The following is a 24,903-nucleotide window of genomic DNA, read 5'->3' on the forward strand; positions in this document are numbered from 1 at the left end:
CGTGCGTCTGCTGCTGCGTTGCGACGCCGGACCGTCGACGGGGGTGGGGCACGCCGTCCGGTGTGCCGCGGTCGCCGAGGCCGCGGTGCTGTCCGGGCACGAGGTGTCCTGGTCGGGACGACTCGACGGGCTGGACTGGCTGTGGTCCGGGCTGGTCCGGGAGCCCGGACCCGTCCTGCCCCCGGCCGACACCGCAGGCGAACTCGCGGCGCTGGCCCGTGAGCACCGGATCGACGCCGTGCACGTCGATCACTACCTGCTCGGCGACGACCTGCGGCCGGCCCTGCACGACGCCGGGATCGTGCTGTCGACGGTGGAGGACTTCGCGACCGGCCGTCGCCCCGGTGACGTCGTGGTCGACCCCAACATGGGGGCCGGGGACCACCCCCGCCCCGACGACGGCTCACCCGTCCTGCTCCGCGGACCCGGCTACGCGCCGCTGCGGCTGGCGGCCCGCCGCGCCCGCGCCCGCCGGGCCCTGCGTGCCGCCGACACCCCGGACGCCGGGCCGCCCCGGGTGCTCGTCGTGATGGGGGGCACCGACGCCGCCGGGCTGCTGCCCCGGGTGGTCGCCGCCCTCGCCGCCGCGGACGCCCCCGCCGCGGTCGACGTCGTCGTCCCCGGCGGGCGGCCCCTCGACCTGCCCGCAGGCGGGCCCGCCACGTTCCGCGCGGTCCCGCCGCTGTCCGACCTGCCCGCCGCGATGGCCGAGGCCGACCTCGTCGTCAGCGCCGCCGGGACGACGGTGTGGGAGCTGTGCTGCGTGGGCGTCCCGATGGCGCTGGTCCGGGCCGCGGACAACCAGACCGAGGGTTACCGCACCGTCGTCGACGCCGGTGCCGCCGCCGGGCTGGGCGGGACCCGGGACCTCACCGACCCGGCGGGAGCCGCGGCCGTGTTGCGCGCCCTGCTGACCGGCCCGGACACCCGCGCCGCGCTCGCCGGGCGGGCCGCGACCGTCGTCGACGGCGAGGGCGCGGGCCGGGTCGTGGACGCCCTGGCCACCGCGGTGGGCACGTCCTCCGGCCGGGAGGCACGCGTCGCCGCCGAGGAGCGGGTGCTCGCCGGGGTGCTCCGCGCCCGCCGCGCCCGGCCGGACGACGCCGAGCTGCTCCTGGCCTGGCGCAACGACCCCGGCACCCGGCGCTGGTCGCGCAGCCACGACGAGGTCGGCCTCGCCACCCACCGCCGCTGGCTCACCGGCTCGCTGGAGCGCGACGACCGGCTGCTCCTGGTCGTCGACGACGCCCGCGGCCCGGTCGGCACCGTCCGCTGGGACCGCGCGGACACCGCCTGGGAGGTGTCGATCACGGTCGCGCCGGAACGCCGCGGTGCGGGTCTCGCCGGGCCGCTGCTGCGGGCCGGCGAGGACGCGCTGCGCGCCCGCGCCGGCGCCGGGACGGCGGTGACCGCCGTCGTGCACACCGGCAACGACGCGTCGGAGCGGCTGTTCGCCCGGGCCGGTTACGCCGACCCCACCGCTCCCGACGCCGACGGCTTCCGGACGCTCCGCCGCACCCTGTGAGCCCGCGCGCGGTGATCGGCCGGCGCCCGCTCAGCCGCCCACGGTCGCGGCCCGCGGGGTCACCGGCCGGTTCACCGGGTAGGCCGGTTCCCGCCCGGTGAGGACGTCGATGACGTTCTGCGCGGTCTTGGTGCGGATCTCGGCCTCCGAGTCGACCGAGTACCACGCGCAGTGCGGGCTCAGCAGGACCGAGTCGAGTCCCCGCAGCGGGTGGTCGGCGGCCAGCGGCTCGCGGTCGAAGACGTCGAGCCCGGCACCGGCGATCCGGCCGTCGCGCAGCGCCCCGACCAGGGCGGCCTCGTCGACCACCGGCCCCCGCGCGGTGTTGACCAGGTAGGTGGTCGGCTTCATCGCGGCGAACGCCGCCGCGTCCACCATGCCGGTGGTCGCCGCGGTGAGGGGAGCGTGCACGGACACCACGTCCGCCCGGCGGTAGAGCTCCCCGGGCGCCACCAGCTCGACCCCGGCGGACGCGGCGACGGCCGCGTCGGCGTACGGGTCGCTGGCCAGCACACGCATCCCGAACGCCTGCATCTTGGCCGCCAGGCGCTGCGGGATCCGGCCGAACCCGACCAGACCCAGCACCCGGCCGCGCAGCCGGTGGAGCGGTCCCGATGCCGCGTAGTCCCAGCCGCCCTCGCGCATCGACCGGTCCTGGCGGCCCAGACCGCGGGCGAGCCCCAGGATCATCGCCGCGGCGTGGTCGGAGACGTCGTCGAGCGAGCCGTCGGGCACGTTCGCGACCAGGATGCCGGCCTCCGTCGCCGCGTCGACGTCGATCGTGTTCAGCCCGATCCCGTAGCGGGAGATGACCCGGGTCCGGGGCAGCCGGGCGATCACCTCGGCGGTGAGCTGGGCGTACTGGTTGATGATGCCGTCCGCGTCGGCGCAGGCGGCCACGATCTCGTCCGGGGTACGGGTGCGGGCGGCGACGAACCGCAGCCCGGCCTCCTCCACGAGGGTCCGCTCCAGCTCGAGGTCGGGGAACTCGTAGTCGGTGACGACGACGGTGGGCACAGCGGTCACGCTCCGAAGGAGTGGTCGAGGTCCTGGTGGTGGGCGAGGTCGACGACGCGGGAGAACTCGTCGTAGGTGTGCCGGGCCGGACCGCCGGCGAGCGACCCGACCGCGGCGAGGTCGGCGAGCGCGTCGGCGGCGGCGCGGGTGGCGGCGAACAGGGTGGTCACCGCGTAGAGCACCAGGTCGAAGCCCAGCTCCTGCAGGTCCGACGCCGTGAGCCGGGCGGCGTCGGTCCCGTCGACGAGCGAGACGACCTTCGGCCCCGGGACCCCGGCGGCGATCTTCTCGACCTCCGCGACGGTCTTCACACCGTCGACGAAGACGAGATCGACCCCGGCGTCGGCGTAGCGGGCGGCCCGCTGCAGCGCCTCCTCGACGCCGGCCGGCTGCAGCGCGTCGGTGCGACCGATGATCACCAGGTCGTGCTCGCCGCGGGCCCGGACGGCGCAGCGCAGCCGCGCCGCGTTCTCCTGCGCGTCGATCAGCCGGACACCGGCCATCTGGCCGCACCGCTTCGGCGCGACCTGGTCCTCCAGGTGGATGGCGGCCACCCCGGCCTGCAGGTGCTCGTGGACGGTGCGCTCGATGTTGGACGGACCGCCGTAGCCGGTGTCGGCGTCGGCCACCACCGGGATCCCGACGGCCCGGGTCATGTTGCGGGCGTGCTCGGTCATCTCGGTCTGGCCGAGCAGGCCGATGTCGGGGGTGCCCAGGCGGCTGGCGGTCGCGCCGAAGCCGGTCAGGTAGACGGCGGGGAAGCCGGCGGCCTGCACCAGGCGGGCGGTCACCGAGTCCGCCGCACCGGGGGCGAGCACGATGTCCGGCCCGGCGAGCAGGCGGCGCAGCGTGGCGGCGGGGCTGGGAGGCATGGTGGGTCTCCGATCCGGGTGGGGTCAGGCCGCCGTGACGGCGGTGGGCGTCGTCGCGGCCGTGGGGCGCTCGATGCGCCAGGCCAGGACCGCCGAGACGAGGCAGCTGAGCAGGAGGTAGCCGGCGACCAGGTACCAGGAGCCGCCGGTCGAGGCGACCAGCGCCGCGGCGATGAAGGGGGTGAAACCGCCGGCGATCGCGCTGGCGACCTGGTATCCGACCCCAGCGCCGCTGTAGCGGAACTCCGCGCCGAACATCTCGGTGAACAGCGGCTGCTGCACGCTCACCGCCATGTCGTGCGCGATGTTGAAGAGGATCACCGCGAGCAGCGCGACGGCGATCTGCGAACCGCTCTCGATCGCCAGGAAGAACGGCACCGCCGCGAGCACGCCGACGACCGACCCGGTCAGGTAGATGCGGCGTCGGCCGAACCGGTCCGACAGCCAGGCGAAGGTGGGGATGGACACGATCCCCAGGGCACCGACCAGCAGACCGACGTTGAGCATGAAGTCCTTCGAGAACCCGTGCTCGTCGGAGGCGTAGCTGACCGCGAACGTGATCACGATGTAGCCGGAGACCAGCTCGACCAGGCGGAGCCCGAAGATCCGGCCGAAGGCGCCGGGGTGGCTGCGCAGCGCCTCCAGCAGCGGGACCCGGCGGCCACCCGCGACCCGCTCGGCCCGCTCCACGCGCTCGGCGACCTCCTCCGAGTCCTGGACCCGGGCCCGGACGACGAGCCCGACCAGGACGAGCAGGACGCTGGCCACGAACGGCACCCGCCAGCCCCACGCCAGGAACTGCTCGTCGGTGGTGACGGCACGCATGAGCAGGATCAGGCCGGTCGCGATGATCAGACCGACGGAGTAGCCGACCTGCACACCGCTGCTGTAGAGCGCCCGCCGCTTCGGCGGGGCGTTCTCCACGGCCATGAGGGCCGCGCCGCCCCACTCGCCACCCACCGCGAAGCCCTGCACGGCCCGCAGCACGACGAGCAGGAAGGGCGCCCACCAGCCGATCGAGTCGTAGGTCGGCAGCAGACCGATCAGCGTGGTCGCCGAGCCCATCAGGATCATGGTCATGACCAGCATCTGCTTGCGGCCGATCCGGTCACCGAAGTGACCGAAGACCACGCCGCCGAGCGGGCGGAAGAGGAAGCCCACCCCGAAGGTCGCGAACGCGGCCAGGGTGCCGGCCACCGGGCTGATCCCGGGGAAGAACTGGGAGTTGAAGACGAGGGCGGCGACCAGGCCGTACAGGATGAAGTCGTACCAGTCGATCACCGCCCCGGCGAAGCTGCCGAAGGCGGCCCGGCGGGCCCGGCGGTTGTCCTCGGGACTGAAGGTTGCGGCGTCCATGCCCCATCCGTTCTCACAGCCACGCCATCGTCGGCGGGCGGATCGTCGTCGTGCACCCGGGCCCGGTGCTGCTCGACGGCGACACGGACGACGGGATCATCCCGCCGGGCTACTGAGACCCTAGATAGCCACCAACTAGGATGCACGTAGTGATGCGATGATGGGGTCCGGTACCGGCACCCACGGTCACCGCGGTCGAGCAAGGGACACCAGCGATGCCAGCGCGACGCCCCGACGGTTCCGGATCGTTGGCCGCCGACGTCGCCGCCCGGCTCCGCACCGCGATCATGGACGGGGCCTTCGAGCTGGGCGAGGCCCTGTCCGAGGACCTCGTGTCCTCCGCGTTCGGAGTGTCCCGGACCCCGGTCCGCGAGGCCCTGAAGACGCTGCGCACCCAGGGACTCGTCGAGATCGTGCCGAAGTCGGGGACCTACATCTTCCGGCCGAGCGTCGAGCAGCTCCACGAGCTGTGCGAGTGCCGGCTCCGGCTGGAGTGCGCGGCGGCCGAACTCGCCCTGGAGTCCGACGCCGAGCGACTGCGGTCCACGTTGGACGGGCTGCTGGTCCCGATGCGCGAGGCGCTCGACGCCGCCGACTTCCTGCGCTACAACCAGCTCGACGCGCAGTTCCACCTGGCGTTCCTGGACTGCTGCGGCAACCGCTACCTGCGCAGCGCCTACGACCTGATCTACGCACAGATCTCGGCGATCCGGGTGCACCTGTCGGTCCGGACCGCGGGCGCCTTCGACGAGTCGATGCGCGAGCACCACGCCGTGGTGGGGCTGGTCGCCGACCACGACGTCGCCGGCCTCGTCGCCGTGCTGCGACGGCACATCGACCGGGCCAAGCAGGTCTACGCGACCTCGCTGCAGGAGCGGGAGCGCAGCTCCCGGCTCAGCCGCGGGCAGCGGATCCGGCACAAGCTCTCGCTCTGACCCCGGCCGACCCGGCGGTCACCCGGCCCGGGGTGATGCCGCGCGCAACAGCTGCCGGGGGGCGGTACCGGTGGCCTACCCTTCGCGCGTGTCCGGATCCCGTCCCGCGCTCCCCGCCGCGGACCTCGCCCGCGTGGTCGTGTTCGCCGCGTTCATCGCCGTCCTCGGGCTGTTCCCCGGCTTCGCCGGGGTCGCCGGGGTCGCCGGGGTCGCCGGGGTGCCGATCGTCCTGCAGAACGTCGGCCCGATCCTGGCCGGCGTGATCCTCGGGTGGCGGCTCGGCACGGCGTCGGTCGCGCTGCTCCTGGTGCTCACCGCGGTCGGGCTCCCGCTGCTGTCGGGCGGCCGCAACGGCGCCGCGTTCTTCGGGCCCAGCGGCGGGTTCCTCGTCGGCTGGCTGCTGTCCGCGCTGGTCGCGGGCCTGGTCGTGACGCGGTTCCGGTCGCGGTCGCTGCCCGTGCTGCTGCTGGCCTGCGTGGCCGGGCTGCTCGCCGACTACGTGATCGGCATGCCCTGGCTGGGCGTCTACATCGGGGACGTCACCGGCGGGATCGTGCAGTCCCTGGTCTTCGTGCCCGGTGACCTGGTCAAGATCGTGCTGGCCGCGCTGGTCGCGTCGCTGGTGCACCGGGCCCTGCCGGACCTGCGGCCGGTCCGGTCCGCGTCGTCCGAGCCCCGGGTCCGGTGAGCGGGACCGGCATCGACTCCCCCGGCGTCGACCCCCCCGACCACGACGACGGCTCCGCGCCCGTCGTCCCCGCTCCGTGGCTGCCCCGGGGGCTGGCCGACGCCGTCGCCGTCGCCGGGGAACGCCTGGCCCGACTCGGCGTGCGGGCCGGGGAACGCGTCGTGCTCGACACCCCCACCCGGGCCCGGTGGGCGGTCCTGCCCCACCTGCTCGCCGCGGACCGGCTGGGCGCGGCGTCGCTGCTGGCCGACACCGGCTGGACCGTCCGGGAACGCGCCGCGGTGCTGGCCGACGCCGCGCCGCACCACGTCGTCGGTACCGACGGCCGGGCCGCGACCGCCGAGGGGGGACCGCGGACCCCGGGGCTGTTCCTGCTCCCCACGACCTCGGGGAGCACGGGCGTCCCCAGCGTGCTCGGCCGCGACCGGCGCTCCTGGCGGATCGGGTTCGACCTCCTCGGCGGGCTGCCGGGCCCGGTCCTCGTGCCGGGGCCGCCGTCGTCGACGCTGTACCTGTTCGGGGCGCTGCACGCCCTGCACCACGGCCTGGGCCTGGTCACCCGCGGCCGGCTCGACCCGACCGACCTGCCCGACGGCGGTTCGGTCCACCTCGTCCCCGCCCAGCTCAGCGCGCTGCTCGACGAGCGGGAGCGCCGTCCGGGCGGTCCGGTGCCGCGGGTCGTGGTGTGCGGCGGCGCGCACGTCGCGCCCGGGGTCCGGGAGCGGTGCGCCCGGCTGCTGCCCACCACCACGCTGCTGGAGTACTACGGCTCGGCCGAGCACTCGCTGATCGCCACCCGCCGCGACGACGGCCCGCTGCGCCCGGTCGAGGGCGTGCGGCTCGCCGTGCACGACGGCGTGCTGTGGGTGGACAGCCCGCAGTCGGTGCGCGGCCGGTTCACCCGCGGCGTGCTCGAACCGGCCGCCCCCGGACCGACGACCGTCGGGGACCGTGCCGAGCTCACCGCCGACGGCGGTCTGACCGTCCTCGGCCGCGCCGCCACCACCATCTCCTCCGGCGGGACGCTGGTCGCCGCCGAGGAGGTCGAGCAGGTGCTGCGGGGAGTCCCGGGGGTGGACGACGTCGTCGTGGCCGGGACCCCGCACGCGTCCCTGGGCATGGTGGTCACCGCCGTGGTCGAGGCCCGCGACGACGTCCCGGACCGGCGCGCCCTGCGGGCCGCGGCCCGGACCGCCCTGTCCCCCGCGAAGCGCCCGCGTCGCTGGCTGGTCACCCGCGCACTGCCCCGGCTGGGATCGGGCAAGCCCGCCCGCGCCGCCGTCGACGCCGCCCTGCACGACGGCAGCCTGGACGCCGTACCGCTCGGGGACCCGGAGTGAGCGGCCCCGACGACGCCACCCCGGTCGTCGTCGCCGCGCGACGCACCCCGATCGGCACCGCGGGCGGGTCGCTGCGGGCGGTGACCGTCGACGCGCTCGCGGCCCCCGTCCTCGCGGCGCTGGCCGGGACCCTCGGCGGCCACGTCGACGACGTGCTCCTCGGCAACGTCTTCGGCCCCGGCGGCAACCCGGCCCGGGTCGCGGCGCTGGCCGCCGGGCTCGGCGACGACGTGCCCGGCATGACCGTGGACCGGCAGTGCGCGAGCGGGCTGTCCGCGATCCTCGCCGCCGCCGCGGCCGTCCGCGCCGGCGACGGTGTCGGGTACCTGGCGGGCGGTGCCGAGTCCCCGTCGACCGCGCCCACCCGGACCCGGGCCGACGGCACCGTCTACACCCGTGCGCCGTTCGCCCCGGCAGGCGATCCGGATCCGGACATGGGTCCGGCCGCCGACGACGTCGCCGCCCGGGCGGGTCTGTCCCGCGCCCGGCTCGACGCGTTCGCCGCCCGCAGCCACGCCCGCGCCGTCGACGCGCAGCGGGCGGGCCGCTTCGACGACGAGCTCGTCCCGGTCGCGTCCCGCACCGCCGACGAGCGTCCCCGCGAGCGCTTCACCGCCGACCGCATGGCCCGGTTCCGGCCCGCGTTCACCCCCGGCGGCGCCCACACCGCCGCGAACTCCTGCGGGGTGAACGACGGGGCCGCCGCCGTCGCCCTGGTGCCCGAGTGGCGGCGGCGGGAGCTGGGCGTGCCCGGGCTCGCGCTGGTCTCGGCCGCCACCCGCGGCTGCCCGCCCGCCGACCTCGGCCTCGGCGCCGTCCCGGCGCTCGCCGCACTGCGCGACCGACCGGCCGCCCCGGACGCCGTCGAGTTCACCGAGGCCTTCGCCGGACAGGCCCTGGCCTGTCTCGACGCCGCCGGGATCGACGAGCACCGGGCGAGCCCGGACGGGGGCGCGATCGCCCTGGGCCATCCCTGGGGCGCCTCGGGCGCGGTGCTGGTCGTACGGCTGTTCCACCGGCTCGTCGTGCAGGGCCGCGGCGAGACCGGGCTGGCCGCGCTGTCCTCGGGCGGCGGCCTCGGCGTCGCGACGAGCTGGCGGGTGGTCCGGTGATCGGGTTCTCGGGCGTCGGGCACCGCTACGGCGAGCGCACCGTGCTGCGGGAGGTGACCCTCACCCTGCCCGAACGCCGGATCGGGCTGGTCGGCGCGAACGGCTCCGGCAAGTCCACCCTGGCCCGCACCGTCAACGGCCTGGTCACCCCGATCGAGGGCACCGTGACCGTCGACGGCCGCGACCCCGCCCGCGAGGGCGCCGCCGTCCGCCGCCGGGTCGGGTTCGTCTTCTCCGACCCGGACTCCCAGATCGTCATGCCGACCGCGGGCGAGGACGTCGCGTTCTCGCTGCGCCGTACCGTGCGCGACCGCGCCGAACGCGCCCGGCGGGCCGAGGCGACGCTCGCGGAGTTCGGGCTCGGCGACCACGTCGAGCACCCCGCCCACCAGCTCTCCGGCGGCCAGAAGCAGCTGCTCGCGCTGGCCGCGGTGCTGGTGCTCGACCCGGACGTACTGGTCTGCGACGAGCCGACCACCCTGCTCGACCTGCGCAACCAGCGGGCCTTCGCCGACCGCCTCGCCGGGCTGCGCCAGCAGGTCCTGCTCGCCACCCACGACCTGGACCTGCTGACGGGGTTCGACCGCGTCGTCGTCCTCGACGGGGGCCGGGTCGTCGCCGACGACGAGCCGGGCCCGGCCGTGGCGTACTACCGCAGGCTCTGCGGCTCGTGACCCCGCTCGGTCTCTACTCACCGGGCACCAGCCCGCTGCACCGGGCGCCGGCCGGGCCGTCACTGCTCGTGGTGCTGGCGCTCGCGGCCGGGACGGTGCTCACCGGCGACCCGCGGGTGCTCGGCGCGCTGTGCGCCCTCGTCGCCGCCGGGTACCTGCTCGCCCGCATCCCGTGGCACCGGGTCCGGCCGGTGCTGCGCACGCTGGCGCTGCTGGCACTGCTGCTCGGCGCGGTGCAGTGGTGGCTGATCGGCCCGGAACGGACGCTGGTGGTGGTGCTGCGCCTGGTCGCCGCGCTGGGCGCGGCGACCCTGTTCACCCTCACCACCCGGGTGGACGACCTGGTCGGTGCCGTGGAACGCGGTCTCGGGCCGCTGCGCCGGTTCGGGGTGGTGCCGGAGCGCCTCGGTCTTCTCGTCGGACTGACACTCCAGTCGATCGCCACGCTGTCCGGCATCGCCGGGCAGGTCCGGGAGGCGGCGAGGGCCCGTGGGGCGGAGCGGTCGCCGACGGCGTTCGCGGTGCCGTTCCTGGTGCGGACACTGCGGCACGCGGACGCACTCGGAGAGGCCCTGGCGGCGCGCGGGTGGGGCGACGACGAACCCGACGACCGACCCGGATCACGAAAGATGGACTAAGAGGTCGCGCGGATTGGTTGGTGATCATGGACGTCGTGCAGGTCGGGCGTTCCAGCGGTGTGTGGTCCAGGCCTGCCGAATCAAGCTACGGAGTGTGACGATCGTGTCGGCGAGGTCGAAGAACGCGTCGACGACGATTTCTCGTCGTTCGTAGCAGCGCTGCAGCCGGTTGAAGCTGTTGTGCCAAGCGTTGGTCCGCTCGACGTGCCAGCGGCGGGTGGCCTGGATCGGCGCTTTCTCACCCTTGTGCGCGATCTCGCCGTGCAGGCCTCGTTCGGCCAGCGTGTCGCGGGTCTTGCCGGAGTCATAGCCGGCGTCGAGGTGCACGGTGATGTCGTCGGGCAGCGGGCCGAGAGCATCGAGGCGGTCGAGGGTGGGGCCCAGTAGCGGGGAGTCGTGCCGGTTGGCTCCGGCCAGGACTCGGCCCAGCGGGATGCCGTATCCCTCGACGAGCACCGAACGTTTCATACCCTGTTTGCGCCGGTCCACCGGCGACGGACCGGCGACCTCGCCGCCGCCGGGGGCCTTGGTGATGGCGCCATCGACGGCGATGTCGTGCAGCAGCAGACCGACGATGCGGTCGTAGGCGTCCAGGACGATCCGACGCAGCTGGGCGAAGACCCCGAGCCTGATCCACTCGTCACGACGATCGCGGATGGTGGTCGCCGAGCAGGTGCTGTCAGCGATGCCCTCATACGAGCAGCCGAACCGCAGTACCTGCAGGAGCTTGTCGAACACGATCCGATCCGCGATCCGGCGGCGATGGCAGCCCAGCGGATGGGTGGGATCGAACTCGTCTCGATGAGGCAGCAGCGCGGTGAACTGGTCCCACAACGGCTCGGTCAGCCATGATGGCAGGGTGGGCACGCGGCCTCCAGACGATCACGAAGCGTAGATAACTTCATGATCGGCAGGCCCGTACCCGCCCTCGCCCCCAGACACTCGACCGCGGCCAAGCTGTGACCAATCCGCGCGACCTCTAAGAGGTCGCGCGGATTGGTTGGTGATCATGGACGTCGTGCAGGTCGGGCGTTCCAGCGGTGTGTGGTCCAGGCCTGCCGAATCAAGCTACGGAGTGTGACGATCGTGTCGGCGAGGTCGAAGAACGCGTCGACGACGATTTCTCGTCGTTCGTAGCAGCGCTGCAGCCGGTTGAAGCTGTTGTGCCAAGCGTTGGTCCGCTCGACGTGCCAGCGGCGGGTGGCCTGGATCGGCGCTTTCTCACCCTTGTGCGCGATCTCGCCGTGCAGGCCTCGTTCGGCCAGCGTGTCGCGGGTCTTGCCGGAGTCATAGCCGGCGTCGAGGTGCACGGTGATGTCGTCGGGCAGCGGGCCGAGAGCATCGAGGCGGTCGAGGGTGGGGCCCAGTAGCGGGGAGTCGTGCCGGTTGGCTCCGGCCAGGACTCGGCCCAGCGGGATGCCGTATCCCTCGACGAGCACCGAACGTTTCATACCCTGTTTGCGCCGGTCCACCGGCGACGGACCGGCGACCTCGCCGCCGCCGGGGGCCTTGGTGATGGCGCCATCGACGGCGATGTCGTGCAGCAGCAGACCGACGATGCGGTCGTAGGCGTCCAGGACGATCCGACGCAGCTGGGCGAAGACCCCGAGCCTGATCCACTCGTCACGACGATCGCGGATGGTGGTCGCCGAGCAGGTGCTGTCAGCGATGCCCTCATACGAGCAGCCGAACCGCAGTACCTGCAGGAGCTTGTCGAACACGATCCGATCCGCGATCCGGCGGCGATGGCAGCCCAGCGGATGGGTGGGATCGAACTCGTCTCGATGAGGCAGCAGCGCGGTGAACTGGTCCCACAACGGCTCGGTCAGCCATGATGGCAGGGTGGGCACGCGGCCTCCAGACGATCACGAAGCGTAGATAACTTCATGATCGGCAGGCCCGTACCCGCCCTCGCCCCCAGACACTCGACCGCGGCCAAGCTGTGACCAATCCGCGCGACCTCTAAGAGCTCGCGCGGAATGATCACGGGTTGGTGGCTGAGGTGTGTCCGGTGACATGGACGGGCACGGGGCCTCCGATCATGAAGGTGCTTACGCTTCGTGATCGTTTGGAGGCTCTGTGCCCGCCCTGCCATCCTGGCTTATCGAGCCCTTGTGGGACCAGTTCGCCGCGCTGTTGCCTGGCCGGGAGGAATTCGTGCCCACTCATCCGTGGGGGTGTCACCGCCGCCGTATCCCGGATCGGATCGTGTTCGACAAGCTCATCCAGGTTCTGCGGTTCGGCTGCTCCTATGAGGGAATCGCCGACACCACCTGCTCAGCGAGCACTCTGCGGGCCCGCCGCGACGAGTGGATCGGTCTCGGAGTCATCACCCAGCTGGCCCGCATGGCCCGCGACGGCTACGACCGCATCGTCGGGCTGGCCCTGGACGACATCGCCGTCGACGGATGCATCACCAAAGCTCCTGGTGGCGGCGAATCCGCCGGCCCATCACCGGTTGACCGGCGCAAACAAGGCCTGAAACGCTCGATGCTCGTCGAGGACAACGGGATCCCCCTGGGTCGAGTGCTAGCCGGGGCCAACCGGCACGACTCCCCGCTACTCGGTCCGACACTTGACCGACTCAACGAACTCGGCCCGCTGCCCACCGACATCACCGTGCACCTCGACGCCGGCTACGACTCCGGCAAGACCCGCGACCTGCTCGCCGACCGCGGTCTACACGGCGTCATCGCCCACAAAGGCGAGAAAGCGCCGATCCAAGCCACCCGACGCTGGCACGTCGAACGCACCAACGCCTGGCACAACACGTTCAACCGGCTGCAACGCTGCTACGAACGCCGCACCGCGGTGATCAACGCCTTCTTCGACCTGGCCGATGCCATCATCACCGTGCGTCGCCTCATCCGCTGTGCCTGGACCACCCACCGCTGGGACACCCGACCCACCCACCGACCATGATCAACACATCATTCCGCGCGACCTCTTAGAGGTCATTTCAGAACGAGGTCGACGTGTCTGTTGTAGACGACAAGCGGCTATCTGACCTGCCGTTTGATCTGTCGTCGAGGGGTCAATGGAAACTCGACAAGTCGTTCTGAAACGACCTCTTAGAGGTCGCGCGGATTGGTCACAGCTTGGCCGCGGTCGAGTGTCTGGGGGCGAGGGCGGGTACGGGCCTGCCGATCATGAAGTTATCTACGCTTCGTGATCGTCTGGAGGCCGCGTGCCCACCCTGCCATCATGGCTGACCGAGCCGTTGTGGGACCAGTTCACCGCGCTGCTGCCTCATCGAGACGAGTTCGATCCCACCCATCCGCTGGGCTGCCATCGCCGCCGGATCGCGGATCGGATCGTGTTCGACAAGCTCCTGCAGGTACTGCGGTTCGGCTGCTCGTATGAGGGCATCGCTGACAGCACCTGCTCGGCGACCACCATCCGCGATCGTCGTGACGAGTGGATCAGGCTCGGGGTCTTCGCCCAGCTGCGTCGGATCGTCCTGGACGCCTACGACCGCATCGTCGGTCTGCTGCTGCACGACATCGCCGTCGATGGCGCCATCACCAAGGCCCCCGGCGGCGGCGAGGTCGCCGGTCCGTCGCCGGTGGACCGGCGCAAACAGGGTATGAAACGTTCGGTGCTCGTCGAGGGATACGGCATCCCGCTGGGCCGAGTCCTGGCCGGAGCCAACCGGCACGACTCCCCGCTACTGGGCCCCACCCTCGACCGCCTCGATGCTCTCGGCCCGCTGCCCGACGACATCACCGTGCACCTCGACGCCGGCTATGACTCCGGCAAGACCCGCGACACGCTGGCCGAACGAGGCCTGCACGGCGAGATCGCGCACAAGGGTGAGAAAGCGCCGATCCAGGCCACCCGCCGCTGGCACGTCGAGCGGACCAACGCTTGGCACAACAGCTTCAACCGGCTGCAGCGCTGCTACGAACGACGAGAAATCGTCGTCGACGCGTTCTTCGACCTCGCCGACACGATCGTCACACTCCGTAGCTTGATTCGGCAGGCCTGGACCACACACCGCTGGAACGCCCGACCTGCACGACGTCCATGATCACCAACCAATCCGCGCGACCTCTTAGAGGTCGCGCGGATTGGTCACAGCTTGGCCGCGGTCGAGTGTCTGGGGGCGAGGGCGGGTACGGGCCTGCCGATCATGAAGTTATCTACGCTTCGTGATCGTCTGGAGGCCGCGTGCCCACCCTGCCATCATGGCTGACCGAGCCGTTGTGGGACCAGTTCACCGCGCTGCTGCCTCATCGAGACGAGTTCGATCCCACCCATCCGCTGGGCTGCCATCGCCGCCGGATCGCGGATCGGATCGTGTTCGACAAGCTCCTGCAGGTACTGCGGTTCGGCTGCTCGTATGAGGGCATCGCTGACAGCACCTGCTCGGCGACCACCATCCGCGATCGTCGTGACGAGTGGATCAGGCTCGGGGTCTTCGCCCAGCTGCGTCGGATCGTCCTGGACGCCTACGACCGCATCGTCGGTCTGCTGCTGCACGACATCGCCGTCGATGGCGCCATCACCAAGGCCCCCGGCGGCGGCGAGGTCGCCGGTCCGTCGCCGGTGGACCGGCGCAAACAGGGTATGAAACGTTCGGTGCTCGTCGAGGGATACGGCATCCCGCTGGGCCGAGTCCTGGCCGGAGCCAACCGGCACGACTCCCCGCTACTGGGCCCCACCCTCGACCGCCTCGATGCTCTCGGCCCGCTGCCCGACGACATCACCGTGCACCTCGACGCCGGCTATGACTCCGGCAAGACCCGCGACACGCTGGCCGAACGAGGCCTGCACGGCGAGATCGCGCACAAGGGTGAGAAAGCGCCGATCCAGGCCACCCGCCGCTGGCACGTCGAGCGGACCAACGCTTGGCACAACAGCTTCAACCGGCTGCAGCGCTGCTACGAACGACGAGAAATCGTCGTCGACGCGTTCTTCGACCTCGCCGACACGATCGTCACACTCCGTAGCTTGATTCGGCAGGCCTGGACCACACACCGCTGGAACGCCCGACCTGCACGACGTCCATGATCACCAACCAATCCGCGCGACCTCTTATGAGCGGGGTGCGTGGGCCAACCGGATCGGTGAAGACGAGGCCGGGGTCGGCTATCTGTTCGGCGACGGCATCCGTGAACCCCTGCGTGTCCGGGCCGGGTGGGTGTCTGACGGCGCGGTGAAAGACCTGGAGGTCTTCGTCACCCGCACCGTGTCGGGGACCGGGGTGGCGCCGGTGCTGGCCCTGCCCGACCCGACCGTCAACCACCGCGAGATCGGGGATGCAGCATGACCAACGCCGACACCGACAGCGCGACGGGGCGGGAGCCGATCGACCAGGACACGCTCAGCCGCGTCCAGAAGGCGATGCTGGCCCTGTCCGACGACGTCGCGGTCCAACTGGCTGAGGACCACGGGGTGTGTGTGCGTCCGCTGGCGATGCGCCGGATCGACCAGTCCAGTGGTCGGGTCGATGTGGTGCCGGTGCCGTGTGGGTCAACGCGGGAAGACCAGTGCCGCCCGTGCGCGGAGAAGGCCCGACGGCTGCGGATGACCCAGTGCCGCGAAGGCTGGCACCTGTCTACCGAACCCGCCGTCACCCCTGCTGATCCCACTACCGCGCAGAAGGAGTTGATGGCCGCCCGCGCGGACTTCCACGTCGCCTACACCGATTCCCTCGCCGCCGGTGATGATGCTGAGTGCGCCGAGATCCGCGAGATCGTCGAGGACATCGACACCGAGCTACGAGCCCTCGGTGTCCGGGGACGGTTGGCACCGCTCGACCCGCGACCCCAGACTGTCCGCCGTACTACCCGTCGTCGTCAGGACGCCCCGAATCTTCCCCGGCGCCCGGTGGCCGACCGCACGATCGGACGGGTGTTCGGCGGCAAGTACCGGCCCTCGACCTTCCTCACCTTGACCCTGGACACCTACGGCCGTGTCGACGGCCACGGCGCCGCTCTGGACCCCGATACCTACGACTACCGCCGCGCCGCCCGGGATGCGATCCACTTCCCGAGGCTGCTGGACCGGTTCTGGCAGAACACCCGCCGGTGTGTCGGCTGGGACGTGCAGTACTTCGGCACCGTGGAACCCCAGAAACGCGGCGCCCCGCACTTCCACGCCGCGATCCGGGGCACCATCCCCCGCACCGAACTGCGCGCGATCACCGCCGCCACCTACCACCAGGTCTGGTGGCCCACCCACAACGAGATCGTCTACACCGGGGAGAAGCTCCCCCGCTGGGACCACCGACAGAAAGCCTTCGTCGACCCCGACACCCGCGAGCCCCTGCCCACCTGGGACGAGGCCACCGACCCCGACACGCTCACCACGCCCGCCCACACCGTGGTCTTCGGCCCGCAGGTGCATGTGAAGGGCATCCTCGGCGGCACCGAAGAAGCCGGACGCCACATCGGCTACCTCACCAAATATTTGACCAAAAGTGTCGGTCAGGCCGCCGGACTCGACGAGTCCGCGACGTCTCGTCAGCGGGAGCACGCCCGCCGCCTCGCCGCCGAGTTGGCACAGACCCCGTGTTCGCCGCGCTGCCCGATCTGGCTGCTCTACGGCATCCAACCGAAGGGCGCCCGCCCGGAGATGACCCCCGGGCACTGCACCGGCAAAGCACACAAGCCCGAACACCTCGGCATCGCCGGACGCCGCGTCCTGGTCTCCCGCAAATGGTCCAACAAGTCCCTCGGTGATCACCGTGCGGACCGGACAGCTTTTGTTCGGCAACTCCTCGACCAGGCCGGGATCACCCCCGCCTATCCGGTCGATGACGGGCCCTTCGACTGGGAACCGACCAAACCCGGTGACGCCGATGTCCCACCCCGCCCCGTCCTGCTGTTACATGCGATCCACCAACGCCAACGATGGCGCGCCGACTACGACGCCGCACTACTCGCCACCACTGACGGACCACGACCCGACAGCCATTCGGCAACTGATGATCTTGCAGCGTGAGGGGAAGCCGATGACTACCTACCTGACGGTCGTGGAAGCGGCCGAGCATCTGAACACCTCGGTTCGCTTCGTGCGTCGGCTCGTCGCCGACCGCCGGATCGCCTTTCACAAGGTGGGCACGCACGTACGGATCGCGGTCGCTGATCTGGAGGTGTTCGTCCAGGCGAGCCGTGTGGAAGCCATCACATACGAGGGAGTGCGACGTGACGTGAGCGGTGCTGCTTGATGCCGAACACGAAGGGGAGTCGCCGCCGCTTCGGTAGTGTCCGCAAGACGCCGATCGGTGAGTACCAGGTCAGCTACCTCGGCCCCGACCGCCGCCGTCACTTTGCCCCTCACCGGTTCAAACGAGAGCGCGATGCCGACCGCTGGCTCAACAAGGTTGAAGCCCTGATCGTTGCAGGCGACTGGACGAACCCGGAATGTGGGAGAGTCCCGCTCGGGGACTACGCGGAACAGTGGATCAGTCAGCGTCCGGCGCTCCGACCTCGCACCGTGGAGCTGTACCGGTGGTTGCTCCGGCGCTACATCGCTCCAGAGATCGGAGCCGTGCCGATCGCCGGTCTGACGAGCGCGGCTGTTCGGCAATGGCGTTTGGACCTGCTCACCAAGCGCGGCGTGTCCGAGACCAGTGCGGCGAAGGCCTACCGGCTGCTGCGCGCAGTGCTGAACACTGCTGTGGAGGAGGACAAACTACTCACCGCGAACCCGTGTCGCATCCGTGGCGCCGATCGGGAGAATCGGGACGAGCGGCCGGTCCTGACAGTGGCCCAGGTTTTCGCGATCGCGGACGCCATGCCGAACCGCCGGTGGCGAGCAATGATCCTCTTGGCCGCGTTCGCGTCGCTGCGCTGGGGCGAGACCTCGGCCCTGCGTCGTCAGGACATCGCGCCCGACGGCAGCATGCTCCGGATCGCGTTCGCGTACTCCGAGGTCCGAGGCAAAGGACTCGTTCTCGGCCCACCCAAGTCCCGCGCCGGGGTTCGCACGGTCGCCGTGCCCTCCGCGATTCAGAACGATCTTGTCGACCATCTGGCCAAGTTCGTCGATATCGGTCCCGATGCGTTGCTGTTCACCGGGGTACGCGGTCGGGCGCTTCATCGTGGCGCGTGGGGTCAGCGTGTGAAGTGGCCCGAGCTGATGCGCACGCTCGGCATACCCGGTGTCCACTTCCACGACCTGCGGCATGCCGGAAACATCTGGGCATCGAAGGCCGGGATGTCGACCAAGGACTTGATGGCGCGGATGGGGCACGACGACATGCGCGCAGCGCTCATCTACCAGCGCGCGACCAGTGATGCCGACCGGCTCATAGCGGACCGTCTCTCGGCCCTTGTCGACGAGCACCGGCGCAATGGTTGACCTGTGCTTATTGCTGGGCTGTTGCTACAGTTACCGATGATCCCTAAAACGACGAAGGCCCAGCTCCGGTGTGGACACCGTACGAGCTGGGCCTTCGTGTTCTGAGCGGATGACGGGAATCGAACCCGCGTATTCAGCTTGGGAAGACCACGATCGCGCTTGCCGCCCTGGTCAGGCCTGAGTTGCACAGGTTTAGAGGTCGTTTCAGAACGACTTGTCGAGTTTCCATTGACCCCTCGACGACAGATCAAACGGCAGGTCAGATAGCCGCTTGTCGTCTACAACAGACACGTCGACCTCGTTCTGAAATGACCTCTTAGTGCCCCGGCGCGGTGATGGTGGGGAGCCGGTCGAGAATGGCACGCGCGCCGCTGGTGATCTGCGGGGCGGCGGTGATCGGGTGACCGCCGACGTCGACTCGGACGGTTCGTAGTGGGCGCAGGGCTGTGACCAGCTTCTTGATGGTCACGCCTGCCGCGTCCTGGAGGTGTCGGGAGACCGCGAGGGCGGCGAAGACGACGGTGAGGTGGGCTTCGATGGCGTCGCGTTCGCGGTGGAAGATCGGTCGGGCTCGCAGGTCGGACTTGGCCATGCGGAAGCTGGCCTCGACCTGCCACAGGTCGTGGTAGGCGGCCACGACCTTGTGCCCGTCCATGGTGGACTCGGCCAGGTTGGTGACGTAGCCCTTCAACCCGGCGAGCTGGCGGGCGCGTTCGACCAGGCCCCAGTCGACCTCGGTGCCGGTGGAGGCGATGCGGACGAAGCGGTCCTTCTTCAACGGCCGGGTGCCGGCGGCGACCTTCTCCGCGCGGTCGACCATGGCGTTGATCGCCCGGTCATCGTGTTTGTGGCGGGCGAAGCGGTACTGGTAGACGACCCGCCGGCTCCGTTTCGCCTTCCCTGTCCCCATGTCGCGGCGCGACTCCAGGACCTGGCCGTCGTCGAAGGCGTTGCCGTGACGCTCGACGTGCGCGGCCAGATCGTAGGGCGCCTTGCTGATCCTCGACCCCACGATGAAGGAGAACCCGTTGTCCTCCAACGCGTTCAGGTTCGACGCGGACAGCATTCCGGCATCGGCGACGACCACCATGTCCTTCACGTCGTGCCGTTTGCGGAAGTCCTCCAGAACGGGTAGCAGAGTGGTCGTCTCGGCCTTGTTGCCCTCGAAGCAGCGGACCTCGAGCGGGAACCCGGACGGGTCGACGAGCAGCCCGACCTGGATCTGCGGGTCGACCCGGCGTTCCTTGCTCATCCCTACCTTGCGCAGCGTGTCCTCGTGCTCGACCTCGAAATGCAGCGTGGTCACGTCATAGAGCACCAGCGACGCCGCCCCCACCCGCGAGGCCACGGTGCAGGCGGCGGCCAGGACGGCCCGGTAGTCCTTGTCGCTGCAGCGGCGCAGCGCCGCGGTGAAGGTGTTGCGATGCGGCGCGACCACCCCGAGTTCATCGAGGACCCCGACCGCGGCAGAGGTGCTGGTGGGCTCCACGATCCTGGCGAGCACGAGCGCCCGGAACACCTCGTCGGCGAGCTGGTCGAACCCCAACCGGCGGTAGGCATCGCACAGGACGTTCCACAGGACCTCGCTCGCCGACCCGGTCACGACCGCGCCCGCCGCGCCCCCGGTGGCAGGGGCGTCGAGGTCGAGGGCCTGCTGACCTGCATGGATGCGATCCCGCGCTGAGGCGATCAGCACTGCGAGCTCGGCGTCATCATGAGCGGAACCGACGTGGGCGACGATCCGCCGGACCCCGTGGCGCTTCTCCACGATCTGCACCGCCGTCGCCCCGGACGCCGTCTTCACCTTCCGGACGAACACCACCCGAGACTACCGATTAGTGCCCCAGATCCCGACCCCACAGCCCGCTGACCAGCAACGACACCTCACAACCCCCGACTACCTGTGCAACTCAGGTCTGGCGGTCGACGGATCGATCACCAAGGCACCAGGCGGAGGCGAGGTGGCCGGCCGCAGCCCTGTCGGCCGCGGCAAGCAGGGCACGAAACGGTCCGTGGCCTGCGATGACCAGGGCATCCCGCTGCACCTGGTCGCGGCGCGAGCCAACGACCATGACTCGCCCCTGCTGGAACCGACCTTGACCGGCATCGTGACGATGATCGGCCCGCTGCCCCGCCACCGCGACGCCCACGGTGGTGATCTGTTCCCGACCGTGCACCTGGACCGCGGCTATGACTCCGGCAAGACCCGTACTCTGCTGCACACCCTGGGCTTCACCGGCGAGATCGCGACCACGGGGGTCCCAGCTCCGATCCAGGCAGGACGACGGTGGCCCATCGAGCGCACGCACTCCTGGATGAACGGCTACGGCAAGCTGCGCCGGTTCACCGATCGCCGGAAGATCATCGTCGAGTTCTACCTCAACCTCGCCGCCGCGCTCACCGTGATCCGCCGGCTGATCAACCGTGCCCGCAGCCGCTACCGCTGGACAACCCGACCCACGACCCGTCGACTCCAATAACCATCAATCGCCGGACGCTCTTAGAGGTCGTTTCAGAAGTCGGCGTGTCGGTCCTGTGTGGATCGGCGCTGGTAGCTGATCATGTCCGGTCGTGGCGCGGCGATCTTGTGTCGAGCGATTGGTGAGCGACGAGCTGTGGGCGCTGGTGGAGCCGCTGCTGCCCAAGCCGCGCAAGCACAAGCGGGGACGGACAGGCCGTCCGCGGGTGCCGGATCGGGCCGCTCTGGCCGGGATCGTGTTCGTGCTCAAGACCGGGATCAGCTGGAACGCGCTGCCCGCCGAGCTCGGCTGTGGGTCCGGAGTGACCTGCTGGCGGCGGCTACGGCAGTGGCAGCAGGCCGGGGTCTGGGCCCAGCTGCACCGGGTGATGCTCGACCGCCTCGCCCAGCAGGGCCTGCTGGACTGGTCGCGGGCGGCGGTGGACAGCGTGAGCGTGCGGGCCAAGCGCCGCGGCGAGGCCACCGGGCCCTCGCCGACCGATCGCGGGAAGGCGGGCAGCAAGTACCACGTGCTCTGCGACCGAGGCGGGCTCCCGCTGCATGCGCTGGTCACCGGGGCGAACGCCCACGACAGTCGGATGCTCGCCCCGCTGCTGGACACCAACCCCGGCGTCCGCGAACGGGCGGGACAGCCGGGGCGTCCGCGACGTCGGCCGGACAAGGTGCACGCCGACAAGGGCTACGACTATCCCCGCTGCCGCCGCTACCTGAGTGGGCGTGGGATCGGGGTGCGGATCGCCCGGCGCGGGATCGAGGACTCCACCCGGCTCGGGCGGGTCCGCTGGGTCGTCGAGCGCACCATGTCCTGGCTGCTGGACTTCCGCCGCCTCGCGCTGCGCTACGACCGCGCCGAATCCACGATCACCGCGCTGTTATCGCTGGCCTGCGCCCTGATCTGCCACCGCCGCCTCACCAAGCCGAAGCCGAAGTGATGGTCGACCCAGCCCTCGCTGAGGCACTCGCCTACGAGGTCGGGGCCAGCGGCCGCCAGGCCAGCCACTCCAAGGCCCGGTCGGCCTCGTCAGGGTCGAAGCGGTGCGGGTCGAACGGCCCGCCCGCCCACTCCAGGCGCTCGGCGCGGTCGGGATGGTCAGGGTCGGCGAGCACGGCCTGGAAGTCCTCATACCCCCCGATCCCGCCGACGTCCTCGGGCGGGCACGCCCCCTGCCCGGCGACGCATCGCGGATAGCACACTCCCGGCTCGACGGCCGCGACCGCCTCGACGGTGATCTCGTGGGCCCAGTTGTCACCGAAGTCGTAGACGTAACCGAACCGGTCACCAGCCTTGACCAGCCGAAACAGCTTCTCTTTCGTCTCGTCGGCGACATCCTGTCCGGGCCAGTCCGGGTCTGGGATCCCGTAGCGGCGCCCGACGATCTCGAACTCGTGCAGATGAGAGTTCGTCCAGCCCATCACTGACTGCACCACCTCGTGTAACACCGCCAAGTCGACCTCGCCCGGCACCTGCACCCGACGCCGGACCGCCGGCACCACCTCGGTCAGGACGATCTCCAACTCGAAAATCTTCGTCTTCTCAGACACACGAGGCGCGACCATCAGCCGATGCTGCCAGCCCCGCCGTCACCGGCAGAACCGGGCCCACCACTTCTGAAACGACGTCTTAACGCGTTCGGGTGGTCACATCGCGTTGCGGTAGATCAACGCTGCGTAGATGTCGGCAGATCAGGACTCGACCGCGGGACGACGGGCGTGCAGCCCCTCCTCCAGAGCGGTGGCGACCTCGGCCAGGTCGGCGAGCAGGTCCTGCATCCGATCGGCGGAGATCCCGACCGGCGCCGCGGCCAGCACCCAGGCGTCCTCGGCCCACAGCAGCTCGACGTCCTCGCCGACCGCGTCGCTGGCGTCGGCGACCCGCGGGGTCAGCAGCGGGCGGACGGCGTCGGCGTCGCTGACGAAGGCGTAGCGCTCCCCGACCGGCTCGAGCAGGTCCAGGCCGGCGTCGTCGGGCAGCGGCGCCGACGGCAGGCGCAGCTCGACGGCGGCGGGCAGCGACTCGTGCACCTGCACCGCGCACAGCACCGAGCTGATCCGGCCGGCCTGCTCGTGGTCGAAGGCGTAGGCCTTGCGCGGGCCGTCCGGCGTCGGGACGTCGCCCGAGACCAGGTTGCGGGCCACGCCGGGACCGCCCTGGTGGATCGTCCCGTAGCGCCAGCGGCTGGGCAGCACGGGATCGGACTCGAGGTACTCCCACTCCCGCATCGACGCCCAGCGGCGGCGGTCCCGGGTCGCGCCCCCGCGGAACCGGTCGAACAGCAGCAGACCGACGCCGACGACGATCGCGACGAGGGCGATGACGAACCAGACCGACATGCCGGGCAGCGTAGTCCCGGCAGCCCCCGTGCAGTGGTAACGCCACGGCACGGACGTGCACGTTCGGCCCGGTCGGGGAGCTCAGCCGGGGGACTGTCCGTCCCACTCCGCCGCCGTGGCCCGGCGGGCCGCGTCGTTCTTGCCGTGCTCCAGCACGATGTCCTGCCCCCGGGTCACCGTCTCCTCGACGACCTCCCGCGTCGCCGGCGTCGCCATGCCGGGCAGCAGACCGGTCCGCATGGTGTCCTCCAGCCTGCGTGCGACCGCGCTCGCCTTCTCCAGCAGAGCGACGACCTCGTCGACCCGGCGCACGACGGTGCGGGAGAGGTCGACGGCGTCGAGGACGAGGACCGCGATGCCGACCGGAGCGGCGAGCCGGCGGTGACGGCCGCACCCGCGGCCCACGCGAGCAGCTTCGGGACCAGCCACACGACGAACTCGGCGATGAGGTCACGCACGATCGCCCGCTCGGTGCCGACGACGGACGCCGAGGTCAGCACGACGTCGGCGACGCCGTGGGCGGTCTCGGACAGTCGTCGCGCGGCCTCGACCCGGGTACCGGCTGCCCCGTGGAACGCGTCCCCTGCGGTCCCGGTCCAGGCGTCCGGGGCCGCCAGGACGGTCTCGATCTCCGGCAGGAGGGTGGCCAGCTCGCGGGAGATCTGGTGCCAGTCCTGCGCCCGGGCCTCGATCTGGCGGGCGTCACCACAGAGCCGGTCGAGGGGCTCGCGCAGGAAGGCGAAGTGCTCGATCGCCCATCCGACCCCGGCCGTCCCGAGCTCCTGCAACGGGTCGGCGACCATGCCGAGCGCGTCGAGCCCGGCCACGGTGGCGGCGACGCCGACGCCGTCCTGTTCCCCGGCCGCCTTCCCGACGTCCTCGATCGAGGAGAACACGCCCGCCCCGTCGAGGGGGCCCGGCCCCTCGACCTCCACCGGCGCCGTCACCGCGGGCCACCGACCGGGGCCGGGGCGGGAGCGGGGTCGACGTCGAGAAAGGTCGCGGTCGTCCGGAGCTCGGTGTCGAGATAGGCCGCGGCGGCGTCCCGGGCGGCGGCCGCCAGCTCGTGCAGGCTCCCGGAGAGCGCGTCGAGCGCCTCGACACCGGCCCGCATCGCCGCGGTGGCGTCGGCGGCGAAGAACGCCCCGACGACGCCGTAGGCGCCGCTGTCGAGCTCGGCCGCGGAGGGGCGCATCCCGGCGACGGCGGAGCCCGCGTCGTCGAGGACGCCGGCACCGGCCGAGACCGTGTCGGGGACGACGCGGAAGCCCGCGGAGGTCACCGCCCGCCCTCCGCCGTGAGCGGCGCCATGATCCGCTCCACCTGCGCGGCCGCATCGGCCGCGGCCTCCCGGCTCAGCCGCAGGACCGTCTCGGCGAGCCGGGCCCGCGGCATCTCCTCGGCACGCACGCCGAACTGCAGGTCGGACAGGCTGCCGGACGGGTCGACGGTGACCACGACCGCACCGTCGCGGGTGCGTGCGGTCGCGGTCACCGTCGCGACCCGGTCCCGGGCCTGCTCGGCCCGGACCCGGATCGTCTCGATGCGGGTGCGGTACTCGTCCAGCCAGGTCCGCCCTGCGGTCGGCTGCTCGGCGGTGAAGGGCTCCATGGCCGGAGACCATGG

Annotated in this window: 26 protein-coding genes and 2 pseudogenes; 16 read left to right on the forward strand and 12 right to left on the reverse strand. The window is 71.4% G+C overall.

The features are described 5' to 3' along the window. Position 1: 1 nt before the first annotated feature. Complete coding sequence (locus KPF47_RS05655; protein ID WP_224387480.1) at positions 2–1,525, forward strand: bifunctional UDP-2,4-diacetamido-2,4,6-trideoxy-beta-L-altropyranose hydrolase/GNAT family N-acetyltransferase; 1,524 nt, start codon at positions 2–4, stop codon at positions 1,523–1,525. 30 nt (positions 1,526–1,555) lie between these two features. Here KPF47_RS05655 and KPF47_RS05660 read toward each other — a convergent pair whose 3' ends face one another. From KPF47_RS05660 to shiA, 3 genes are read right to left on the reverse strand one after another with little or no spacing between them, the layout of a single operon-like run. Beyond that, a complete protein-coding gene (locus KPF47_RS05660; RefSeq protein WP_224387481.1) occupies positions 1,556–2,542 on the reverse strand; it encodes a C-terminal binding protein in 987 nt (328 codons plus the stop codon). 5 nt (positions 2,543–2,547) lie between these two features. Beyond that, positions 2,548–3,414 (reverse strand): oxaloacetate decarboxylase, encoded by an 867-nt coding sequence (locus tag KPF47_RS05665; RefSeq protein ID WP_224387482.1) that lies wholly within the window; start codon positions 3,412–3,414, stop codon positions 2,548–2,550. Positions 3,415–3,438: 24 nt separating this feature from the next. Then, positions 3,439–4,770: a shikimate transporter gene (shiA, locus tag KPF47_RS05670; protein WP_224387483.1), complete on the reverse strand. Its 1,332-nt coding sequence runs from the start codon at positions 4,768–4,770 to the stop codon at positions 3,439–3,441. Positions 4,771–4,985: 215 nt separating this feature from the next. Between shiA and KPF47_RS05675 the strand changes: the two genes are divergently transcribed. The 6 genes from KPF47_RS05675 to KPF47_RS05700 all read left to right on the forward strand — a co-directional run bounded on the left by KPF47_RS05675 (position 4,986) and on the right by KPF47_RS05700 (position 10,157). Beyond that, positions 4,986–5,705 (forward strand): GntR family transcriptional regulator, encoded by a 720-nt coding sequence (locus KPF47_RS05675; RefSeq protein ID WP_224387484.1) that lies wholly within the window; start codon positions 4,986–4,988, stop codon positions 5,703–5,705. 88 nt (positions 5,706–5,793) lie between these two features. Further along, the gene (locus KPF47_RS05680) at positions 5,794–6,393 is read left to right on the forward strand and encodes a biotin transporter BioY (RefSeq protein WP_224387485.1); all 600 of its coding nucleotides are present in this window, start codon (positions 5,794–5,796) and stop codon (positions 6,391–6,393) included. Next, entirely contained in the window at positions 6,390–7,733 is a 1,344-nt protein-coding gene (locus KPF47_RS05685) for a class I adenylate-forming enzyme family protein (protein ID WP_224387486.1), read from the forward strand. Before KPF47_RS05680 ends, KPF47_RS05685 begins: the two co-directional genes overlap by 4 nt. After that, entirely contained in the window at positions 7,730–8,845 is a 1,116-nt protein-coding gene (locus KPF47_RS05690; protein WP_075309163.1) for a thiolase family protein, read from the forward strand. Before KPF47_RS05685 ends, KPF47_RS05690 begins: the two co-directional genes overlap by 4 nt. Next, on the forward strand, positions 8,842–9,519 hold the full coding sequence (locus tag KPF47_RS05695; protein WP_224387487.1) for an energy-coupling factor ABC transporter ATP-binding protein: 678 nt from the start codon (positions 8,842–8,844) through the stop codon (positions 9,517–9,519). Before KPF47_RS05690 ends, KPF47_RS05695 begins: the two co-directional genes overlap by 4 nt. Then, positions 9,516–10,157, forward strand: a complete 642-nt coding sequence (locus KPF47_RS05700; protein ID WP_224387488.1) for an energy-coupling factor transporter transmembrane protein EcfT — start codon at positions 9,516–9,518, stop codon at positions 10,155–10,157. The genes KPF47_RS05695 and KPF47_RS05700 overlap by 4 nt, the downstream gene beginning before the upstream one ends. Positions 10,158–10,181: 24 nt before the next feature. Here KPF47_RS05700 and KPF47_RS05705 read toward each other — a convergent pair whose 3' ends face one another. Together KPF47_RS05705 and KPF47_RS05710 are read right to left on the reverse strand one after the other, a co-directional pair. Beyond that, positions 10,182–11,024, reverse strand: a complete 843-nt coding sequence (locus KPF47_RS05705) for an IS5 family transposase (protein WP_224386276.1) — start codon at positions 11,022–11,024, stop codon at positions 10,182–10,184. Between the two features lie 140 nt (positions 11,025–11,164). Beyond that, positions 11,165–12,007, reverse strand: coding sequence for an IS5 family transposase (locus KPF47_RS05710; RefSeq protein ID WP_224386276.1), 843 nt, complete (start codon positions 12,005–12,007; stop codon positions 11,165–11,167). Positions 12,008–12,236: 229 nt separating this feature from the next. Here KPF47_RS05710 and KPF47_RS05715 point away from each other — a divergent pair, with 229 nt between their 5' ends. The 7 genes and pseudogenes from KPF47_RS05715 to KPF47_RS05745 all read left to right on the forward strand — a co-directional run bounded on the left by KPF47_RS05715 (position 12,237) and on the right by KPF47_RS05745 (position 18,467). After that, entirely contained in the window at positions 12,237–13,079 is an 843-nt protein-coding gene (locus tag KPF47_RS05715; protein ID WP_224387489.1) for an IS5 family transposase, read from the forward strand. Positions 13,080–13,344: 265 nt separating this feature from the next. Further along, positions 13,345–14,187: an IS5 family transposase gene (locus KPF47_RS05720; protein ID WP_224386276.1), complete on the forward strand. Its 843-nt coding sequence runs from the start codon at positions 13,345–13,347 to the stop codon at positions 14,185–14,187. A 140-nt stretch (positions 14,188–14,327) separates the two neighbouring features. Then, a complete protein-coding gene (locus KPF47_RS05725) occupies positions 14,328–15,170 on the forward strand; it encodes an IS5 family transposase (protein ID WP_224386276.1) in 843 nt (280 codons plus the stop codon). A gap of 22 nt (positions 15,171–15,192) precedes the next feature. Continuing rightward, a pseudogene (locus tag KPF47_RS05730) lies at positions 15,193–15,429 on the forward strand (cell division protein FtsK); the annotation flags it as partial. Further along, positions 15,426–17,105, forward strand: coding sequence for a replication initiator (locus tag KPF47_RS05735; RefSeq protein ID WP_374108798.1), 1,680 nt, complete (start codon positions 15,426–15,428; stop codon positions 17,103–17,105). The pseudogene KPF47_RS05730 and the gene KPF47_RS05735, both read left to right, overlap by 4 nt. A 10-nt stretch (positions 17,106–17,115) precedes the next feature. Beyond that, positions 17,116–17,331 carry a helix-turn-helix domain-containing protein gene (locus KPF47_RS05740; protein WP_224387490.1) on the forward strand — a complete coding sequence of 72 codons (216 nt, stop codon included), beginning with the start codon at positions 17,116–17,118 and terminating at the stop codon, positions 17,329–17,331. Then, positions 17,331–18,467 (forward strand): tyrosine-type recombinase/integrase, encoded by a 1,137-nt coding sequence (locus KPF47_RS05745; protein ID WP_224387491.1) that lies wholly within the window; start codon positions 17,331–17,333, stop codon positions 18,465–18,467. The genes KPF47_RS05740 and KPF47_RS05745 overlap by 1 nt, the downstream gene beginning before the upstream one ends. Positions 18,468–18,671: 204 nt before the next feature. Here KPF47_RS05745 and KPF47_RS05750 read toward each other — a convergent pair whose 3' ends face one another. Together KPF47_RS05750 and KPF47_RS05755 are read right to left on the reverse strand one after the other, a co-directional pair. Further along, a complete protein-coding gene (locus KPF47_RS05750; protein WP_224387492.1) occupies positions 18,672–18,830 on the reverse strand; it encodes a hypothetical protein in 159 nt (52 codons plus the stop codon). Then, positions 18,784–20,289, reverse strand: a complete 1,506-nt coding sequence (locus KPF47_RS05755) for an IS1634 family transposase (protein WP_374108799.1) — start codon at positions 20,287–20,289, stop codon at positions 18,784–18,786. Before KPF47_RS05755 ends, KPF47_RS05750 begins: the two co-directional genes overlap by 47 nt. Positions 20,290–20,383: 94 nt before the next feature. Here KPF47_RS05755 and KPF47_RS05760 point away from each other — a divergent pair. Together KPF47_RS05760 and KPF47_RS05765 are read left to right on the forward strand one after the other, a co-directional pair. Then, positions 20,384–20,947: pseudogene (locus KPF47_RS05760) on the forward strand (transposase); the annotation flags it as partial. Positions 20,948–21,038: 91 nt separating this feature from the next. Beyond that, positions 21,039–21,878 (forward strand): IS5 family transposase, encoded by an 840-nt coding sequence (locus KPF47_RS05765; RefSeq protein WP_224387494.1) that lies wholly within the window; start codon positions 21,039–21,041, stop codon positions 21,876–21,878. 31 nt (positions 21,879–21,909) lie between these two features. Here KPF47_RS05765 and KPF47_RS05770 read toward each other — a convergent pair whose 3' ends face one another. From KPF47_RS05770 to KPF47_RS05790, 5 genes are all read right to left on the reverse strand, one after another. Continuing rightward, a complete protein-coding gene (locus tag KPF47_RS05770) occupies positions 21,910–22,503 on the reverse strand; it encodes a plasmid pRiA4b ORF-3 family protein (RefSeq protein WP_224386178.1) in 594 nt (197 codons plus the stop codon). Positions 22,504–22,629: 126 nt separating this feature from the next. Then, the gene (locus tag KPF47_RS05775) at positions 22,630–23,277 is read right to left on the reverse strand and encodes a hypothetical protein (RefSeq protein ID WP_224387495.1); all 648 of its coding nucleotides are present in this window, start codon (positions 23,275–23,277) and stop codon (positions 22,630–22,632) included. A gap of 173 nt (positions 23,278–23,450) precedes the next feature. After that, a complete protein-coding gene (locus KPF47_RS05780) occupies positions 23,451–24,224 on the reverse strand; it encodes a WXG100 family type VII secretion target (protein WP_224387496.1) in 774 nt (257 codons plus the stop codon). Next, positions 24,221–24,559 (reverse strand): type VII secretion target, encoded by a 339-nt coding sequence (locus KPF47_RS05785; protein ID WP_224387497.1) that lies wholly within the window; start codon positions 24,557–24,559, stop codon positions 24,221–24,223. The genes KPF47_RS05780 and KPF47_RS05785 overlap by 4 nt, the downstream gene beginning before the upstream one ends. Beyond that, positions 24,556–24,888: a YbaB/EbfC family nucleoid-associated protein gene (locus KPF47_RS05790; RefSeq protein WP_224387498.1), complete on the reverse strand. Its 333-nt coding sequence runs from the start codon at positions 24,886–24,888 to the stop codon at positions 24,556–24,558. The genes KPF47_RS05785 and KPF47_RS05790 overlap by 4 nt, the downstream gene beginning before the upstream one ends. Positions 24,889–24,903 lie beyond the last annotated feature (15 nt).

The sequence above is a fragment of the Pseudonocardia sp. ICBG1293 genome (genome assembly GCF_020131355.1).
Taxonomy (GTDB): Bacteria; Actinomycetota; Actinomycetes; order Mycobacteriales; family Pseudonocardiaceae; genus Pseudonocardia.